The following is an 18364-nucleotide window of genomic DNA, read 5'->3' as shown; positions in this document are numbered from 1 at the left end:
GGAACCCCTCGGGCGTCATAAACATCGGATGGACGGCGAGGGTGGCGGGCGGAAATGGCGCCCGCGCGAGTGCGGGCGCGGCAATACCTCGGATCTCCTGGCCCGGAAGCGGGCGGGTTACGCTCTCGCTTCCCGTCCCCTGACGATCAGCCCGATGCCATGCCGGAAGCGGTGCTCGAAGTCGCCGAAGTGTTCGGTGACCGCGGCGAGGGAGGGGAAGCGCTCGGCGGTGGCCGCCCGCAGCAGCGGCTCCATGCCGCCGATGCCCTGGGCGGCCTGCTCCTCCTGGGTCAGGCCGAGTGTGAAGTACACCAGCGACCAGGTCCGCCAGCCCGCTTCCGCGGGGCCGTGGCCACCGCTGAGGAACGCGCCCGTCATGGCGTCCGCGAAGCGCAGGGTGTGCTCCTCGGCGACATACGTCCCGGCCACGACCCGGGCCCCGTCCCGGCGGGACAGCAGTGCGGCGCGATAGCGGTGGGCGAGCGTCTGCGCCCGTTCGTCCCAGGGCTCCGGGAGCGGCGCGTCGGCGCATCCCTCGAGCATCGCGTCGGCCATCAGCTCCAGCAGCCGGGGCTTGCTGGAGGCGTGCCAGTAGACGGTGTTGAGCTGCACGCCCAGCCGCTCGGCGACCTTGCGCATCGTGAGCTTGTCCAGCCCCGCCTCGTCGAGCAGCTCCAGTGCCGCTGTCACCACGGCCGTGCGGTCCAGGCCCATGCCGTCGCTCTCCCTCCGCTTGCGTCTTGATCCGGGATCAAGTCTACTGGGGCCAGGTCATTGATCCTGGATCAAGAGGCCGGGATTCGGGCAGAGCGAGGGAGATGGTGTGGTGAACGACGTCGTCGTGGTGGGGGCCGGACCCGTGGGGCTGCTGCTCGCCGCCGAGCTGCGGCTGGTGGGCGTGGACGTCACCGTGATCGAGCGCGCGGCCGCCCGCAGCCCGCACTCCAAGGCGCTGACCCTGCATCCGCGCAGCCTGGAAGTGCTGGCGATGCGCGGTCTCGCCGAGCCGTTCCTCCGCGAGGGCGTGCCCATGCCCACCGGGCACTACGGCGGGCTGCCGGTCCGGCTGGACTTCTCCGTGCTGGACACCCGCTTCCCGTACACGCTGGTCCTGCCGCAGCTCCGCACCGAGCAGCTGCTGGAGGAGCGGCTGCGGGCGCTGGGCGGGGAGATCCACTGGCGGCACCGGGCGCTGGAGGTGCGCCAGGACGCGGACGGCGCCGAGGTGGACGTGGCGGGCCCCGACGGGACGTACACCCTGCGCGCGGCGTGGGTGGTGGGCTGCGACGGGGCCGGGAGCGTCGTACGGACCTCCGCCGGGATCGACTTCCCCGGCACCGGGGCCACGGTCACCGGCTTCCTCGGCGATGTGGTGCTCGACGCGCCGCCGTCGGTCCCCTCGGTCGACAACGAGTACGGGGGCTTCCTGATCGTCCCGCTGGCCGGCGGACACCACCGCATCGCGGGCTCCACCAGGGAGTCCCTCACCATCCCCGCCGACCGGCCGCTCACCTTCGAGGAGCTGCGCGGCTATGTGCGCCAGGTCGCGGGCACGGACTTCGGGATGCGGGCACCCCGCTGGCTGTCCCGGTTCGGCAACGCCGCCCGGCAGGCCGCCCGCTACCGCGACGGCCGCGTCCTGCTCGCCGGAGACGCGGCGCATATGCACATGCCCATGGGCGGCCAGGGCCTCAATGTGGGGCTCCAGGACGCCTTCAATCTCGGGTGGAAGCTGGCCGCCGGGTGCCAGGGCCGCGCGCCCGACGGGCTGCTGGACACCTACCACGCCGAGCGCCACCCCGTGGGGGCCGCGCTGCTGGAGAACACCCAGGCCCAGACCGTGCTCGGCGCCACGCACACGCCCGACGTACAGGCCCTGCGCTCGGTGTTCGGCCGGTTCCTGGCCGCCCATCCGGCGGTGAACCGGCAGTTCGCCGGGGAACTCTCCGCCCTGGACGTGGCCTACCCGGCGGACGCGGCGGCCGACCGGCTCACCGACACCCGGGCGCCCGACCTCGGGCTGGACGGCGCGCCCGAGCCCAGCCTGTATCCGCTCCTGGCCGACGGGCGCTTCGTGCTGCTCCACCTCGGCTCGGAGGGCGATGCGGGACGCGAACCGGGCGACGCCCTCGCCACCGCCGGGGCGATCGCCGGGAGCCCGGACCGGATACGGGCCGTGACCGCGCGCCCGACCACCACCCATGACGGCTGGGCGGGGCGGCGGACGGTCCTGGTGCGCCCCGACGGCCATGTCGCCTGGGATACCGCGCTGTCCACCAAGTGAGACGAGTTCGGTGGATCCCGTACGTACCAGCTCACCACGGATGGCTCCCCGCGGCCACCGGGCGCGGAACGCGGTCCCGGCGGCGGCTCGTTGTCCACTCCCTGAGAATCGACGCGCGGAGCGTTCAGGCGCTGGTTAATCTGACGACAGATCCGGTTCAGCCGACACGAGGGAGTGTGCGGTGACCCCCGAACAAGCACAGAGCGACGACGGGCGCGCCGATAACAGCGGGCGGTTCGTGCAGGCCGTGGAGGTGGGCAGTCTGGAGGTATGGGCGCGTTCCGCGCCGATTCGACTCGCCGGTTACGAGGACGACCTCGCCGAGCCGCACATCCTCCAGAGCGTGGACTGATGGCCCGGCGCCTGCGCTGAGAGTGAGGGAGGGCACCGGTCCCCCGGCCGCGGCCGCTGGCAACAAGCGGACATCCCGGTCGTCGACCGGTCGCCTCCCTCGCCTGACGGATCACCCTTCTGGCTCAGCTACCAACTGGTAGTTAAGTCCTCCACCCCCACGATGCGGGACCGGGCTGGTGTACCGCGCGACGCACATGGCAAGATGCATCGCGCGGCGTCGTCCGCCTTAACCAACCGTGAGGGTGTGCGAGCCCGGGAGCAGCCGTGAGGGGGCGCAGATGGCAGCGGGTGCCGACAGGACACCGGGCACGGCCGGCAGCCCGCTGGCGGACCGGCTCAACTACCTGTTCACCACCATGCACCCGCCGGGCGCGCCGTACACCAACGCGTATGTCGCCGAGGAGATCAGCGGCGGCGAGGAGTACGGCGGGGTGAGCCTGACCGAGCAGTATCTGTCGATGCTGCGCAACGGCAGGCGCACCAACCCCAGCCCGGATGTGCTGCGGGCGCTCGCCAAGTTCTTCGCCGTGCCCGTCGGTTATCTGCTGGGCGATCTGTCGCCTTCGCAGGCGGAGCGGGTCGAGGAGGAGGTACGGTTCCTCGTCGCCATGCGCGACAAGCGGGTCCGCAGCATCGCGCTGCGCTCCGTGGGCCTCCCGCCAGAGGTCCAGGACAGTCTCACCACGATCATCTCCCAGTTCCGGCAGCAGATGAACCTTCCGCCCGAGCCGCCCGGTACGAACGGCGCCGGAGAGGCGGACGGTTCGGGCGGTCCGGACGGCGAGGCGACGAATGGCCGTCGATGACCCGGAACTGTTCTCCTCCTGGCGGCGGACCGGAAACGAGGGTGGTACAGGCATGCGAGTGGGCCGGATACGGCGGCGGTGCAAGCAGCTCATCAAGGAGCTCGGGCTGCCCGCCTCGACCGACCTGCCCGGTCTGTGCGACCTCGTGGCCCGCCGCGTCGGACGCCCCGTCCATCTGGTGCCGATGAGCCTGGGCGGTGTGGTCTCGGGCATGACCGCCTCCACCGACGAGGACTACTGGATCTTCTACGAGCTCAGGACGTCCCCCTGGCACCAGATCCACATCGTGCTGCATGAAATCGGCCATCTGCTGCTCGGACACGAGCAGGACCCGGCGGTCACCGAGGACGCGCTGCGGATGTGGACGCCGTCGGTCGATGTGACCACCGCGATGCGCCGGCTGGGGATGACCCCGGACTTCGCCCGCCACCACTGCTACGACAACCTCACCGAGCGCGAGACCGAGGTGCTGGGCACCCTCCTGATGGAGCGTGTGGTGCCGACCTCGCCGGACCACGGGCTGCCGCTCCGGGGCCGGGCGGCCGAACTCGCCGCGGCGCTGGGCCCGGCGCTGCGCCATGTGCGTACCGACGGGGCTGACCGTACCGATGGCGTACGCGGTGAACCGGGCGGTGACGCCGGTGTTTGACCTCGTCTATCTGTGCTTCGGCGCCGCCGCGTGGGCGATGGCCGGCTACAAGGCCCGGGCCTGGTTCCGCGACCGCGGCAACGCCGATCTCGGCCTGGCGTGTGTGATGACCGCGGCCGTGGCGAACGTGTTCCTGCTCTCCGCGCCCAGCGTCTACCGCTGGTTCGACGGGCTGGTGGGCGTCGCCAATCTCGCCATGGTCTTCCTCTACTCCTCCGTCGTGGTGTTCGCCACCGGCGCCCTGGTGCTGCTGCTGCGCTGGACGGGTTCCGCGGTGCCGCCCCGCGCGGTGGTCGCCGTCGTGGCCGTGGCGTGGACCGTGGCCATCGTCGGCTTCGCGGTGGGCCGTCCGGACGCCGTGGAGCACCCCCGCGACTTCAGCACCGCCTACGCCGACGCCCCCGGAGTGGTCCTCTTCCTGGTGCTGTATCTGGCCATTTTCGGAGCCGGTCTGGCGGGGCTCGGCATCCTGTGCCCGCGCTATGCCGCCACCCTGCGCGGCTCATGGCTGGCCCGGGGGCTGCGGGTGCTGGCCGCCGGATGCTGGCTGGGACTGGCGTACTGCGCCTGCAAGCTGATCGGTTTCGTCTTCTCCTGGGCGGGCCATGAGCTGTACTGGCTCTCCAACGGAGTGGCCCCGCTGACCGCGTCCGTCGCGGCGCTCCTGGTGCTGGCCGGTTTCGCCATCCCCGCCGTGGGCCCGCGGGCCTCCGCGTGGCGCCGCTTCCGGAGGCTGCGGCCGCTGTGGCGGGAGGTCACCGAGCAGGCCCCCGAGGTGTCCATGGGGCAGTCCCGATGGACCGGCTGGTGGCCGTTCGCGGATCTGGAGTGGCGGGCCAACCGTCAGATGGCGGAGATCCGGGACGTCCAGCGCGGCGTACGGCGTCATGTGGAGGCCCGCGCGCTGGAGATTGCGCATGTCAAGGGCGGCGCGGCGCGACTCGACGATTGGCAACTTGCTGCCGTAGTGGAAGCAGCGGCGCTCAGACGCGGTTTGCTGAATCAAGCAGACGGACATGTGCCGGAATCCGCGGCGGACAGCGTGGTGGTGACGACAGGGGCCGAACTGGTGGACGAGCACGAGCATCTGGCCCGTGTCGCCGACGTCTACCACCTGCCGCTGGTGGACGAGGTGCTCGCGGAACTGAGAGAGGAGACCGCCGCCCAGCGGCGGTGAACGGGGGGATCACAGACGAGGTGGCCCTGGACGGGGGTCGGGGCCGCCCGTGGCACAGGCGGCGCCGGGGAGATTCAGCCCCGGCGCCGCCTCCCGGCCACCACCATTCACCACCGGCGTGCACATCGCCTGGACGGGCTGGAATGGCCCACCCGTCCAGGCACCGGGGACGCCACGGCCTAGAGTCGGGATCCATGCAGAACACCGCGAACGCCGCCGGAACGGACGGCCCGGAGCTCGTTGACACCGCCGCGCTGATCGAGGACCTCCACCCGGCCCTGGCCAAGCTGCGCGAGGCCGGCCCGGTCCATCGGATCGCCGGCACCGACGGACGCCCCGCCTGGCTGGTGACCCGTTACGAGGATGTGCGGCGGCTGTTCGCCGATCCGCGCCTCGCCCTGGACAAGCGCCACGCCGCGCCGGGCAACTTCAGCGGCTTCTCCCTGCCGCCCGCCCTCGACGCCAATCTGCTCAACATGGACCCGCCGGACCACACCCGGGTGCGCCGGCTGGTGGTCAAGGCGTTCACCCCCGGCCGCGTGGAGAAGATGCGCGAACCGGTCCGGCGGGTCGCCGAGGAGCTGCTCGACGCCATCGAGCCCGACGGCCGCGCGGACCTCCTGGCCGCCTACGCCGGGCAGTTGCCCATCATCGTCATCTGCGATCTGCTCGGCGTCCCGCAGCGCGACCGGCGCGACTTCCGGGCCTGGAGCGACGCCCTGATCACCCCCGATCCGGCGCGGCCGCGGGCGGCGAAGGAAGCGGTCGGCAGCATGCTGCGCTTCTACACCGAGCTGATCGCGAAGAAGCGCGCCGAGCCCGCGGACGATCTGCTCTCGGATCTGATCCGGGTCCGTGACGACGAGGCCGGGGACGGCGATGGTAACGGCGACGGCAGGCTCAGCGAGGACGAACTGACCTCGCTCGCCTTCCTCATCCTCCTCGCGGGCTATGAGAACACCGTCCATCTCATCGCCAACTCGGTGCTCACCCTGCTCGACCACCCCATGGTCCTCCAGGAGCTGGGCGAGGATCCGAGCGGTCTCACGGCCGCCTTCGACGAGCTGGCGCGGTACGAGGGCCCCGCGTCGCTGGCGATCCGCCGCTTCCCGCTGGAGGACATCGAGATCGGCGGTGTGACCATCCCCGCCGGGGAGACCGTGCTGCTGTCGGCGGCCTCGGCCCACCGTGACCCGGCCCACTTCAAGGATCCGGACGAGTTCAATCCACATCTTGGCCGGTCCGGTCACCTTGCGCTCGGCCATGGCATCCACTACTGCCTCGGCGCGCCGCTGGCCCGAATGGAGATGGAAACCGCTCTGGCCGCGCTGCTTCGCCGTTTCCCGGGGCTGCGGCTGGACGTCCCGAGGGAGCGGCTCCGGTGGCGGCCGACGATCCGCGCGCGTGGCCTGATCTCGCTGCCTGTCGCATGGTGAACGGGGGAAGCGAACAGGTTTTTGATGCATAACCCCCCGCCGATGCGGTAAAAAGGTCTTCGAGCCCGCCCGGTGTGCATCCCCCGTCGCACCGGGCGGGCCTCTGTGTGTCCGGAGCGTCATGCGGGGTGTGGGGCGTGTGCCCGGTCCGTTGCCGCGACTCGGGCGCGACGGGCCCATCCGCCTCACGCACCCCGGCGGTGGGCGGCCGCTACCCCTGAAATCACTAGGCTCACCCCTGAGATCACTAGGGCTCACCCCTGAGATCACTAGAGAGTAAGCTCACAGCCCTGACCACTGCTCCGGCTTTAGCGGACCCCATTAGCCTCCTCCTATGACGGTCCTGCCCGACGGGCTTCCCCTAGCCGACGATTTCCCGGAAGTGACGCGAGACCAATGGCGCCACCTCGTCGAAGGCGTGCTGCGTAAAACCGGCACCTCGGACGCCGTGGGCGCCGAGGCCGAAGAGGCCCTCGCGACCGCACTCGAGGACGGAATCACCGTCCATCCCCTCTACACCGCCGACGACGCCCCCGAGGACGCCGGATTCCCCGGCTTCGCGCCCTTCGTGCGCGGCGGCCGGGCCGAGGGCTCCGCCGTGTCCGGCTGGGACGTGCGCCAGCGCCACGCCCACCCCGATCCGGCGCGCACCAACCAGGCGATCCTCGCCGACCTGGAGAACGGCGCCGGTTCGGTCTGGCTCTCCGTCGGCGCGGCCGGGGTGCCCGTGGACGCCCTGCCCGAGGCGCTGAAGGGGGTCTATCTCGACCTCGCCACCGTCGCCCTCGACGCGGGCGCCGACTTCGAGGACGCCGCCCGTGCCCTGCTGCGGCTCTACGCCGGCCGCGAAGTGCCGCCCGGCGCCGCGCTCGGCAACCTCGGCGCGGACCCGCTGGGCCTCGCGGCCCGTACCGGACGCGACGAGGGCCTGGCCGGGCAGCTGGCCGCCGCCGCCGACCTCGCGCTGACCTGCGACCGCGACCACCCGGGGGTGCGGGCCTTCGCCGTGGACGCGCTGCCGTACCACGAGGCGGGGGCCGGGGCCGCCCAGGAGCTCGGCTGCTCCCTCGCCGCCGCCGTAGCGTATCTGCGCACCCTCACCGGGGAGGGGCTGAGCGTCGAAGCCGCCTGCGCGCAGCTGGAGTTCCGCTACGCGGCCACCGCCGACCAGTTCCTCACCATCGCCAAGCTCCGGGCCGCCCGGCGCCTGTGGGCGCGCGTCGCGCAGGCGTGCGGCGCGCCCTCCGAGGCGCGCGCCCAGCGCCAGCACGCGGTGACCTCGCCGGTGATGATGACCCGGCGCGACCCCTGGGTGAACATGCTGCGCACCACCGTGGCCACCCTCGCCGCGGGCGTCGGCGGCGCGGACGCGGTCACCGTGCTGCCCTTCGACAGCGCCATCGGCCTCCCCGACGACTTCGCCCGGCGCATCGCCCGCAACACCTCCACGATCCTGCTGGAGGAGTCGCATCTGGCCCGGGTGATCGACCCGGCCGGCGGCTCCTGGTACGTCGAGAAGCTCACCGACGACGTCGCCCGCGCCGCCTGGGCCTGGTTCCAGGAGATCGAGCGCGCCGGGGGCATGGCCGCGGCCCTCGCCTCCGGGCTGGTCCGCGACCGGCTCGCGGAGACCTGGGCCCGCCGCGGCCGCGCCCTCGCCCGCCGCAAGGAGCCGATCACCGGCGTCAGCGAGTTCCCGAACCTCGCCGAGCGGCCCGTCGAGCGCGAGCCCGCGCCCGAGCAGCCCGGCGGCGGACTGCCGAGGGTGCGCCGCGACGAGGCGTACGAGGCGCTGCGCACCCGCTCCGACGCCCATCTGGCGGCCGAGGGCGGCCGGCCCAGGATCTTCCTGGCCGCGCTGGGCCCCGCGGCCGCGCACACCGCCCGAGCCTCTTTCACCTCCAACCTCTTCCAGGCGGGCGGGATCGAGGCGGTCCACGAGCCGGTCACGGTGACCGCGGAGACGGTCGCCGAGGCGTTCACCGCCAGCGGCGCCCGCGTGGCCTGCCTGTGCTCCAGCGACAAGCTGTACGCGGAGGAGGCGGCCGCCGTTGCCGAGCGACTGAAGGCGGCCGGGGCGACCCGGGTCTACCTGGCCGGACGGCCGGGGGCACAACAGGACGAGTACGAGCGGGCCGGAGTGGACGGATACGTCTTCGCGGGCTGCGACGCGGTCGAGGTGCTCTCCTCGGCTCTGGACACCATGGGGGTGGCGTGATGACGGGCTCTCCGGTGGAGCCGGGGAAGATCCCGGACTTCTCGGCGGTCGATCTGGACGGACCGGCCGAAGGCCCGGTGCCCGGCTCCGGTGACTGGGCCGCCGCGCTGCAGAACAGCGTGGGCAAGGGCGTGGAGGACCTGGTGTGGGACACCCCCGAGGGCATCGGGGTCAAACCGCTCTACACGGCCGAGGACCTCGAGGGCGTCGACTTCCTGGGCACCTACCCCGGCGCCGCGCCCTATCTGCGCGGCCCGTACCCGACGATGTACGTCAACCAGCCCTGGACCATCCGGCAGTACGCGGGCTTCTCCACCGCCGAGGAGTCCAACGCCTTCTACCGCCGCAACCTCGCGGCCGGCCAGAAGGGCCTGTCGGTCGCCTTCGACCTGCCCACCCACCGGGGCTACGACAGCGACCACCCCCGGGTCACCGGTGACGTCGGCATGGCGGGCGTGGCCATCGACTCCATCTACGACATGCGGCAGCTCTTCGACGGCATCCCGCTGGACCGGATGAGCGTGTCGATGACGATGAACGGCGCGGTGCTGCCCGTGCTCGCGCTCTACATCGTGGCCGCCGAGGAACAGGGCGTACCGCCCGAGAAGCTGGCCGGGACCATTCAGAACGACATCCTCAAGGAGTTCATGGTCCGCAACACCTACATCTATCCGCCGCAGCCGTCGATGCGGATCATCTCCGACATCTTCGCCTTCACCTCGCAGCGGATGCCGCGCTACAACTCCATCTCCATCTCCGGCTACCACATCCAGGAGGCCGGGGCCACGGCCGATCTGGAGCTGGCGTACACCCTCGCCGACGGTGTGGAGTACCTGCGGGCCGGTCTGGACGCCGGGATGGACGTGGACGCCTTCGCGCCCCGGCTGTCGTTCTTCTGGGCCATCGGCATGAACTTCTTCATGGAGATCGCCAAGCTGCGGGCGGCGCGGCTGCTGTGGGCCAAGCTGGTCAAGCAGTTCGACCCGAAGAACCCCAAGTCGCTCAGCCTGCGCACCCATTCGCAGACCTCCGGCTGGTCGCTGACCGCCCAGGACGTCTACAACAACGTGGCGCGCACCTGTGTGGAGGCCATGGCCGCCACCCAGGGCCACACCCAGTCGCTGCACACCAACGCCCTGGACGAGGCGCTCGCGCTGCCCACCGACTTCTCCGCGCGCATCGCCCGCAACACCCAGATCCTGCTCCAGCAGGAGTCGGGCACCACCCGGGTCATCGACCCGTGGGGCGGCAGCGCGTACGTCGAGAAGCTGACGTACGACCTGGCGCGGCGGGCCTGGCAGCACATCGAGGAGGTCGAGGCGGCCGGCGGCATGGCCAAGGCCATCGACGCGGGCATCCCCAAGCTGCGCGTCGAGGAGGCCGCGGCCCGCACCCAGGCGCGGATCGACTCCGGGCGCCAGCCGGTGATCGGCGTCAACAAGTACCGGGTGGACAGCGATGAGGCGATCGAGGTCCGCGCGGTCGACAACTCCGTGGTGCGCGCCCAGCAGATCGAGAAGCTGCGGCGGCTGCGCGCCGAGCGCGACGAGGCCGTCTGCCAGGACGCGCTGCGCGCCCTGACCGCGGCCGCCGAGTCCGGGCCGGGCGCCGGCCTGGAGGGCAATCTGCTGGCGCTGGCCGTGGACGCCGCCCGTGCCAAGGCCACCGTGGGCGAGATCTCCGACGCGCTGGAGAAGGTCTATGGCCGCCACTCCGGCCAGATCCGTACGATCTCCGGTGTGTACCGAGACGAGGCCGGACCGTCGTCCGGCGTGGACCGCACCCGCGCGCTGGTCGAGGCGTTCGAGCGCGAGGAGGGCCGCCGCCCCCGCATCCTGGTCGCCAAGATGGGCCAGGACGGACATGACCGCGGCCAGAAGGTGATCGCCACCGCCTTCGCCGACCTGGGCTTCGACGTCGACGTCGGCCCGCTGTTCCAGACCCCCGAGGAGGTCGCGCGGCAGGCGGTGGAGGCCGATGTGCACATCGTCGGCGTGTCGTCGCTCGCGGCCGGCCACCTCACGCTGGTGCCCGCGCTGCGCGAGCAGCTGGCCGAGGCGGGGCGCGAGGACATCACGATCGTGGTCGGCGGGGTCATCCCGCCGCAGGACGTCCAGACCTTGCACGAGGCCGGCGCCGCCGCCGTCTTCCTGCCGGGCACGGTCATCCCCGACGCCGCCCACGACCTGGTGCGGAAGCTGGCCGCCGACCTCGGCCACGGGCTGTAATGCCACGGACGATCGACATCGAGGAGTATGCCAAGGGCGTGCTCGACGGCAAGCGCGCGTACATCGCGCGTGCGATCACGCTCGTCGAGTCCACCCGCCCTGACCACCACGACCTCGCCCAGCGGCTGTTGGTCGAGCTGCTCCCGCACACCGGCGGGGCCCGGCGGATCGGTATCAGCGGGGTGCCAGGTGTCGGCAAGTCCACCTTCATCGACGCCCTGGGCACCATGCTCACCGGGGTCGGCCACAAGGTCGCGGTCCTGGCCGTCGACCCGTCGTCGACCCGCACCGGCGGCTCCATCCTGGGCGACAAGACCCGGATGGAGCGGCTGGCGGTGGACCCCAGCGCCTTCGTACGGCCCTCGCCCAGCGCCGGGACGCTGGGCGGGGTCGCCCGCGCCACCCGCGAGTCCATGGTTGTCATGGAGGCCGCGGGCTATGACGTGGTGCTGGTGGAGACCGTGGGCGTGGGCCAGTCCGAGACCGCGGTGGCCAACATGGTCGACTCCTTCCTGCTGCTCTCCCTGGCCCGCACCGGCGATCAGCTGCAGGGCATCAAGAAGGGCGTTCTGGAGCTGGCCGACGTGGTCACCATCAACAAAGCCGACGGACCGCACGCGCGGGACGCGAAGTCGGCGGCCCGTGAACTGGCGGGCGCGCTGCGGCTGTTGCAGCCGCCGGACGCGCCCTGGAACCCGCCGGTGCTCACCTGCAGCGCCCGCGAGTCCACCGGGCTCGATGTGGTGTGGGAGCGCCTGGAGCAGCACCGCCGGGTGCTGGAGGCCACGGGCGCGCTGCAGACCAAGCGGCGCGACCAGCAGGTGGACTGGACCTGGTCGATGGTGCGCGACCAGCTGCTCGCGCGGCTGCACGCCCACCCCGAGGTGCGGCGGCTCGGGCCCGAGCTGGAGCAGCGGGTCCGCGAGGGCGCGCTGACGGCCACGCTGGCGGCGGACCGGCTGCTGGAGGCGTTCCAGGGCCCGGTCGACGGTGGAGCGCCTCAGGGCCCGGTCGACGGTGGAGCGCCTCAGGTCCCGGCCGACGGTGGATGAGGCGCCGCCGCCGGACGCGGCGCGGATCGGGCCGTTCTTCGCGCTGCGCACCGGCAGCGGCGATCCGGGTGCGGAGGGGTACGCGCGGATCGGCGAGGCGTACCGGCTGACCGGCGCGGGCGCCGCCGGGCCGGTGCTGCGCGGCCGTGTCGAGGCGGTCGCCGCGAGTCTGCGCACCGATGAGCCGAGGGTCGCGGCCTCGCTCGTCTTCCAGGGGCTCGCCGCCCGGGTGTGGTCGCTCGCGCTCGGCCCGGCGGCCCTCTCCGGCGCGGTGCCCCACCTCCGGCCCGACCGACTGTGGTGGAACCCCGGGCGTGTCGCCCCCGACGACCTGTGGTGGCCCGGCGCGCCGTCCGTGATGGGCGAACCGGGAGGACTCGCCGGCCAGTTGGGCACAGCGGCGTTCGTCCATCTGATGCCGCTGCACCGCGCCGTCGAGCGGGCGTACCGGGTCTCGGGGCGGCTGCTGTGGGGCAACGCGGCCTCGGCGCTGACCGGTTCGCTGCGGGTGCTGCACGACTGGTGCCGGGCGCACGGCCTCGCCGAGGCGGCGGACCGGGCCGTCGAGCTGGCGCGCGCCCAGCTCGACCACCCGCCGCTGAGTGACGCCGGCACCCTGAGCACCGCGCCGCTCGGCTATCGGCGCCGCACCTGCTGTCTCTACTACCGGGTGCCGGGCGGCGGGTTGTGCGGCGACTGCGTCTTGCGCGAGGCGCCGGGGCGGGGGAGTGGGCGTGGGACGCCGGGGTGAGGCGGACACTCTCCTGAGGCAGCCGGTCTCTTGAGGCAGCCGGTCTCCCGGGGGGACGGTCTCCCGGTGGAGACGCTCTCCCGACGGGCCGATACGGTGAGCGAATGCCGAAGAACGAGAACGTGTTCTCATCCTGGCGAGGCTGGTGCGGACGCGTCACTTCCAGTCTGGTCCACCGCGGCTGGCGCGCCGTACAGCGGGCCGGCGCGGTGACCGCCGAGCGCCCCGGCCCGTACCGCTTCGGCCGCATCGGCGTCGGCACCCGGCTGGCGTTCCCCCAGGGCACCCTCTTCGGCGAACCGTGGATCGAGCTCGGCGAGCACTGTGTCATCGGCGAGCAGGTGACCCTCACCGCCGGCATGATGCCCGATGTGGACCTCGGCCCGGAACCGGTGCTGCGCATCGGCAACGGCGTGGTGCTGGGCCGGGGCAGCCATGTGATCGCCTCCGTGTGCGTGGAGTTCGGAGACGATGTCTTCTGCGGCCCGTACGTCTATGTGACCAGCGACAACCACTCCTACGACGACCCGGAGCAGCCCATCGGCCGCCAGTGGCCACGCTCCGCGCCCGTCCACATCGGCCCCGGCAGCTGGCTGGGCGCGGGCGCCGTGATCCTGCCGGGGGCGCGGCTGGGCCGCAATGTGGTGGTCGCGGCGGGCGCGGTCGTACGGGGCGAGGTGCCCGACCACGCGGTGGTGGCCGGGGCGCCGGCCCGGGTCATACGGCGCTGGGCCCCGGACGAGGGCTGGCAGCCGCCGCTGCGCACCCCGGCGCCGGTGCCGATCCCCGAGGACATGACCGTGGAGCAACTGCTCGCGCTGGCCGAGCGGGAGCGGGAGCGGGCGGGGGAGCGGGACCTCGAGGTGGAGGAGCACGGGCTGGAGCGGGAGCCGGGGGCCGGGGCGTCGTAGCAGGTCAGTAGAGTTTCGTGGACCGTCCCCGACCCGCGAAGGTGACCACCGTGAGCCCGCCGCCGCCTCCCCCCGTGACCGTCATCGGCGTTGGCGCCGACGGCTGGGAGGGGCTCGGCCCCGCCGCCCGCGAGGCGCTGCGCACGGCCGAGGTGGTCATCGGCGGACGGCGCCATCTGGGCTTGCTGCCGCCGGAGTGCCCCGGCGAACGGGTGCCCTGGCCGTCCCCGCTGCGCCCCGCCGTCCCCGGGCTGTTCGCCGCGCACACCGGGCGGCGGATCTCCGTGCTGGCCAGCGGTGACCCCATGTTCTTCGGCATCGGCCGCACCCTGGCCGAGCTGCTGGGCGCCGAGCGGCTGCGGGTGCTGCCCCATCCGTCGTCCGTCTCCCTGGCCTGTGCGCGGCTCGGCTGGGCGCTGGAGGAGACCGAGGTGGTCAGCCTCGTCGGCCGCCCCCTGGCCACGCTGAACCGTGAACTGTACGCCGGACGGCGGCTGCTCGTGCTCAGCGCGGGCGCCGACACCCCTGCCGAGGTGGCCGGGTTGCTCCGGGACCGCGGCTTCGGCCCGAGCCGGATGCGGGTGCTGGAGCAGCTGGGGAGCGCGCGGGAGCGCTGTGTGGAGGGCACGGCCGAGGAGTGGCCCCATCCGCCCGGCGACCCCCTCAACGTCATCGCCGTCGACTGCGCCCCGGCGGACGGTGCCCGGCCGCTGTCGCTCGCCCCGGGGCTGCCCGACGCGGCGTACGACCACGACGGCCAGCTGACCAAGCGCCATGTGCGGGCCGCCACCCTCGCCGCGCTCGCCCCCGCCCCCGGCGAGCTGCTGTGGGACGTCGGCGGCGGCTCGGGCTCCATCGCGGTGGAGTGGATGCGCGCCCACCGCACCTGCCGGGCGGTCTCGGTCGAACGCGACCCGGTGCGCGCCGAGCGCATCGGCCGCAACGCCGCCGCGCTCGGTGTGCCCGGGCTGACCGTCGTCACCGGCGCCGCGCCCGGCGCCCTCGCCGGGCTGCCCACCCCCGGCGCGGTGTTCATCGGCGGCGGCCTGACCGCCCCCGGAGTGCTGGAGGCGTGCTGGGCGGCCCTGCCGCCGGGCGGCCGGATCGTCGCCAACACCGTGACCCTGGAGTCCGAGGCGCTGCTCGCCGACTGGTACCGCCGCCACGGCGGCGACCTCGTCCGCCTCGCCGTCTCCCACGCCACCCCGGTCGGGGGGTTCACCGGCTGGCGGCAGGCGATGCCGGTCACCCAGTGGTCCGCCGCCAAACCGCTCGCTTCCCGAGGCCCTGGCGGGGACGCCGCCGATCCCGAGGGATCCGTCGAAGCCGCTCAAGGAGAAACACGATGACGGTGTACTTCATCGGCGCGGGCCCCGGCGCCGCCGACCTGATCACGGTGCGCGGCGCCCGGACCCTGGCCCGCTGCCAGGTGTGTCTGTACGCGGGCAGCCTGGTGCCCGCTGAACTCCTCGCCGAATGCCCGCCGGACGCCCGCCTCGTCGACACCGCCCAGCTCGATCTGGACCGGATCACCGCCGAGCTGGTCGCCGCCCACGAGGCGGGTCACGACGTGGCCCGCCTCCACTCCGGCGATCCGTCGGTCTTCAGCGCCGTCGCCGAGCAGATGCGCCGCCTCGACGCGGTCGGCGTTCCGTACGACGTGGTCCCGGGCGTCCCCGCCTTCGCCGCCGCGGCCGCCGCGCTGAAGCGCGAACTGACGATCCCGACCGTCGGCCAGACCGTCATCCTCACCCGCATCGCCCAGCAGGCCACCCCCATGCCGGACGGCGAGGACCTGGCCACCCTCGGCCGCAGCGGCGCCCTGCTCGTCCTGCACCTCGCCGCCCGCTACGTGGACCGCGTCGTCGCCGAACTCCTCCCGCACTACGGCGCCGACTGCCCGGCCGCCGTGGTCGCCATGGCCAGCCGCCCCGACGAACTGGTCCTGCGCGGCACCCTGGCCGACATCGCGCCCCAGGTGAAGGCGGCGGGCGTGGTCCGCACGGCGGTCATCATCGTCGGCCACACCCTGGCCGCCGCCCAGTTCCCCGACAGCCACCTCTACTCCCCGACCAGACCCCGCCCAGGCGCCCCCGGCTCCCCGGCCGCTCCCTGAGGCCCTCGCCCCGGCGCGCGTCGTGCGTGGTTCCGCGTGGTGCCGCACCGCGCACGGCGCGCCAAGTCCGCGGTGGCGATGGCGTCGGCGCCGTGTGTGGCGGACTGGCGTGTCGGGCTGCGCGGTGACCAGTGTGCGGCGGGCCCGGGGGCGGCCTCGCGTGCGCGGTGGGCGCGTGGCGCGTCGTGTCCGGCGTGGCAAAGGTGGCGGCGCCGTGTGCGGCGGGGCGGGTTGTGAGTGAGGCGATCCGCACACCCGGCGTGGTGCGGTGCTTGCCCGCAGTGGCGCGCAGTGGGCGTCCGTGCGGTGTCCCGTGTGCGGCATCGCTTGGGCGTGTTGTGCCTGGCATGCTGCGTTCGTGGTGACGAGGGCCTCTGCCTGGGCGGCAGCGTGGTGGGCGCGACGGCCCGTACGACTCCCCGGCGTGTCGTACCGGCGGCCGAAGCCGTCGGCACCGCCGCGCGGCACCCGGGGCGTGTCGCCTCCCGCGCGGCACCGGGGCGTGCCGCCTCCCGCGCGGCGACGTGGGTCAGCGTGCCCGGGGGCCGCGGGGTTCCGCGCGGCCCACGATCGTACCGGCGCGGTCGATGCAGATGACGTCCACGGCCACCGGCGCCCCGCGTAGCACCCCGAGGGCCGTGTCGCGGGCCGCCGCCGCTACCAGATCGCCGAGGGGGACGCCGCGGGCGGTGCACAGTTGCACCGTCTCAAGGCCGGTGTTGGCCGTGGCCACCGCCTCCGCGAGCTTCTCGTCGGCCCCTCCCCGGCGGGCCAGTTCCGCGAGGAAGCCCTTGTCCACCTGCGACCGTGAGGAGTGCAGGTCCAGATGGCCGGCGGCCAGTTTGGAGAGCTTGGCGAAGCCGCCGGCGACCGTCAGCCGGTCCACCGGGTGGCGGCGCAGATACTTCAGGACCGCGCCCGCGAAGTCGCCCATGTCCAGAAGCGCGTCCTGCGGCAGCCCGTGCACGTCCACCGCCACCTTCTCGGACGTCGAGCCCGTACAGCCCGCGACATGCGTGCGCCCGGCCGCGCGGGCGACGTCCACCCCGCGCCGGATGCTGTCGATCCAGGCCGAGCAGGAGTAGGGCACGACGATGCCCGTCGTGCCGAGGATGGACAGCCCGCCGAGGATGCCCAGCCGCGGATTCCAGGTGGAGCGGGCGATCTCCGCGCCGTGGTCCACGGAGATCTCGATCTCGACGTCACCGGTTCCGCCGTACCGCGCCGCGACCGAGGCGATGTGGTCGCGCATCATCTGGCGCGGCACGGGGTTGATGGCCGGTTCGCCAGCCTCGAGCGGCAGCCCGGGCCGGGTCACCGTACCGACGCCCGGACCGGCCCGGAAGACCACTCCGCGGCCGGGCGGCAGAACCCGTACCGTGGCCCTGACCAGCGCGCCGTGGGTCACATCCGGATCGTCCCCCGCGTCCTTGACGACCGCGGCCATGGCCCGGTCAGCCGTCAGCTCCTCGGCGGCGAGCGCGAACGCGGGCCGCTGCCCCTTGGGCAGTTCGATGGTCACCGGATCGGGGAACTCCGCGCCCAGCAGCGCGGTGTACGCGGCCGTGGTCGCGGCGGTGGCACACGCCCCGGTGGTCCAGCCGTGCCGCAGCCCCGACCGCTCCAGCTGCGCGCCCCGCCCCCCGGTCGCCTCGGCCGTCGTCTCCGCCTCAGCCATGGGCGGGCCGCCGCGCATACGATGACGGGCGCACGGACGACGAAAGGCACCCGATCCCGATGAACAGCGCACCGGCGCGCCATGTGCTCATCCTCGGCGGCACCACCGAGGCGCGCCGCCTCGCGGAGGAGCTCGCCGACGCGCCCGCGCTGCGCGTCACCAGCTCCCTCGCGGGCCGGGTCGCCGCGCCGCGGCTGCCCGTGGGGCAGGTGCGGATCGGCGGGTTCGGCGGCGCCGAGGGCATGGCCCGCTGGCTCCGCGAGCACCAGGTGGACGCGCTCATCGACGCCACCCATCCTTTCGCCGACACGATCAGTTCCCACGCGGCCCGGGCGGCCGCAGACGTCCATGTTCCCCTGCTCGCCCTGCGCCGCCCCGGCTGGGTACCCGGTCCGGGCGACCGCTGGCACTCGGCCGGCTCGCTGGCCGAGGCCGCGCGGCTGCTGCCCGACCTGGGGGAGCGGATCTTCCTCACCACGGGACGGATGGGCCTGGCCGCCTTCGCCCATCTGACCGGGCAGTGGTTCCTGGTCCGCTCGGTCGACGCGCCCGAACCGCCGGTCCCGCCCCGGATGGAGGTGATCCTCGACCGCGGCCCGTTCACCCTCGAGGGCGAGGCGGAGCTGCTGCGCCGCCATCGCATCGAGGTGCTGGTCACCAAGGACAGCGGCGCCCACGCCACCGCCCCCAAACTCGCCGCGGCC

16 protein-coding genes are annotated in these 18364 nt (G+C 73.4%); 14 read left to right on the top strand and 2 right to left on the bottom strand.

What is annotated here, in order from left to right; genetic code table 11:
- Window positions 1-117 precede the first annotated feature (117 nt).
- Entirely contained in the window at window positions 118-714 is a 597-nt protein-coding gene (locus tag GWI24_RS22065) for a TetR/AcrR family transcriptional regulator C-terminal domain-containing protein (protein WP_210947647.1), read from the bottom strand.
- 112 nt (window positions 715-826) lie between these two features.
- On the opposite strand from GWI24_RS22065, the gene GWI24_RS22060 reads away from it, so the two are divergent.
- The 13 genes from GWI24_RS22060 to cobM all read left to right on the top strand — a co-directional run bounded on the left by GWI24_RS22060 (window position 827) and on the right by cobM (window position 15982).
- Window positions 827-2284 (top strand): FAD-dependent monooxygenase, encoded by a 1458-nt coding sequence (locus GWI24_RS22060; protein WP_210947646.1) that lies wholly within the window; start codon window positions 827-829, stop codon window positions 2282-2284.
- Between the two features lie 181 nt (window positions 2285-2465).
- Window positions 2466-2636: a hypothetical protein gene (locus GWI24_RS22055; protein WP_210947645.1), complete on the top strand. Its 171-nt coding sequence runs from the start codon at window positions 2466-2468 to the stop codon at window positions 2634-2636.
- A 280-nt stretch (window positions 2637-2916) separates the two neighbouring features.
- Entirely contained in the window at window positions 2917-3444 is a 528-nt protein-coding gene (locus tag GWI24_RS22050) for a helix-turn-helix domain-containing protein (RefSeq protein WP_210947644.1), read from the top strand.
- Complete coding sequence (locus GWI24_RS22045; protein ID WP_210947643.1) at window positions 3431-4093, top strand: ImmA/IrrE family metallo-endopeptidase; 663 nt, start codon at window positions 3431-3433, stop codon at window positions 4091-4093. Before GWI24_RS22050 ends, GWI24_RS22045 begins: the two co-directional genes overlap by 14 nt.
- A complete protein-coding gene (locus GWI24_RS22040) occupies window positions 4086-5270 on the top strand; it encodes an MAB_1171c family putative transporter (RefSeq protein WP_210947649.1) in 1185 nt (394 codons plus the stop codon). Before GWI24_RS22045 ends, GWI24_RS22040 begins: the two co-directional genes overlap by 8 nt.
- Window positions 5271-5464: 194 nt before the next feature.
- Window positions 5465-6706: a cytochrome P450 gene (locus tag GWI24_RS22035; RefSeq protein ID WP_210947642.1), complete on the top strand. Its 1242-nt coding sequence runs from the start codon at window positions 5465-5467 to the stop codon at window positions 6704-6706.
- 334 nt (window positions 6707-7040) lie between these two features.
- A complete protein-coding gene (gene mutA, locus GWI24_RS22030) occupies window positions 7041-8924 on the top strand; it encodes a methylmalonyl-CoA mutase small subunit (protein WP_210947641.1) in 1884 nt (627 codons plus the stop codon).
- Complete coding sequence (scpA, locus tag GWI24_RS22025) at window positions 8924-11152, top strand: methylmalonyl-CoA mutase (protein ID WP_210947640.1); 2229 nt, start codon at window positions 8924-8926, stop codon at window positions 11150-11152. The genes mutA and scpA overlap by 1 nt, the downstream gene beginning before the upstream one ends.
- Complete coding sequence (meaB, locus tag GWI24_RS22020; protein WP_210947639.1) at window positions 11152-12204, top strand: methylmalonyl Co-A mutase-associated GTPase MeaB; 1053 nt, start codon at window positions 11152-11154, stop codon at window positions 12202-12204. The genes scpA and meaB overlap by 1 nt, the downstream gene beginning before the upstream one ends.
- A complete protein-coding gene (locus GWI24_RS22015; protein WP_210947638.1) occupies window positions 12197-12955 on the top strand; it encodes a (2Fe-2S)-binding protein in 759 nt (252 codons plus the stop codon). Before meaB ends, GWI24_RS22015 begins: the two co-directional genes overlap by 8 nt.
- A gap of 104 nt (window positions 12956-13059) precedes the next feature.
- Entirely contained in the window at window positions 13060-13866 is an 807-nt protein-coding gene (locus GWI24_RS22010; protein ID WP_210947637.1) for a DapH/DapD/GlmU-related protein, read from the top strand.
- Between the two features lie 50 nt (window positions 13867-13916).
- Window positions 13917-15215: a precorrin-6y C5,15-methyltransferase (decarboxylating) subunit CbiE gene (gene cbiE, locus GWI24_RS22005; RefSeq protein ID WP_308343909.1), complete on the top strand. Its 1299-nt coding sequence runs from the start codon at window positions 13917-13919 to the stop codon at window positions 15213-15215.
- On the top strand, window positions 15212-15982 hold the full coding sequence (gene cobM, locus GWI24_RS22000; RefSeq protein WP_210947636.1) for a precorrin-4 C(11)-methyltransferase: 771 nt from the start codon (window positions 15212-15214) through the stop codon (window positions 15980-15982). The genes cbiE and cobM overlap by 4 nt, the downstream gene beginning before the upstream one ends.
- Before the next feature lie 529 nt (window positions 15983-16511).
- Here cobM and GWI24_RS21995 read toward each other — a convergent pair.
- Window positions 16512-17660: a cobalt-precorrin-5B (C(1))-methyltransferase gene (locus GWI24_RS21995; protein WP_210947635.1), complete on the bottom strand. Its 1149-nt coding sequence runs from the start codon at window positions 17658-17660 to the stop codon at window positions 16512-16514.
- 59 nt (window positions 17661-17719) lie between these two features.
- Here GWI24_RS21995 and GWI24_RS21990 point away from each other — a divergent pair.
- A partial coding sequence (locus GWI24_RS21990; RefSeq protein WP_210947634.1) for a cobalt-precorrin-6A reductase occupies window positions 17720-18364 on the top strand: 645 nt, incomplete at its 3' end.

This window comes from Streptomyces sp. MK37H, assembly GCF_018035285.1.
Classification (GTDB): domain Bacteria; phylum Actinomycetota; class Actinomycetes; order Streptomycetales; family Streptomycetaceae; genus Streptomyces; species Streptomyces endocoffeicus.
This window is presented reverse-complemented; position numbering and strand designations above follow the sequence as displayed.

Coding starts and splice junctions, on each gene's coding strand:
- mutA (WP_210947641.1), top strand. CDS start 7,041: ATGACGGTCCTGCCCGACGGGCTTCCCCTAGCCGACGATTTCCCGGAA.
- GWI24_RS22050 (WP_210947644.1), top strand. CDS start 2,917: ATGGCAGCGGGTGCCGACAGGACACCGGGCACGGCCGGCAGCCCGCTG.
- meaB (WP_210947639.1), top strand. CDS start 11,152: ATGCCACGGACGATCGACATCGAGGAGTATGCCAAGGGCGTGCTCGAC.
- GWI24_RS21995 (WP_210947635.1), bottom strand. CDS start 17,660: ATGGCTGAGGCGGAGACGACGGCCGAGGCGACCGGGGGGCGGGGCGCG.
- GWI24_RS22045 (WP_210947643.1), top strand. CDS start 3,431: ATGGCCGTCGATGACCCGGAACTGTTCTCCTCCTGGCGGCGGACCGGA.
- GWI24_RS22035 (WP_210947642.1), top strand. CDS start 5,465: ATGCAGAACACCGCGAACGCCGCCGGAACGGACGGCCCGGAGCTCGTT.
- scpA (WP_210947640.1), top strand. CDS start 8,924: ATGACGGGCTCTCCGGTGGAGCCGGGGAAGATCCCGGACTTCTCGGCG.
- GWI24_RS22065 (WP_210947647.1), bottom strand. CDS start 714: ATGGGCCTGGACCGCACGGCCGTGGTGACAGCGGCACTGGAGCTGCTC.
- cobM (WP_210947636.1), top strand. CDS start 15,212: ATGACGGTGTACTTCATCGGCGCGGGCCCCGGCGCCGCCGACCTGATC.
- GWI24_RS22010 (WP_210947637.1), top strand. CDS start 13,060: ATGCCGAAGAACGAGAACGTGTTCTCATCCTGGCGAGGCTGGTGCGGA.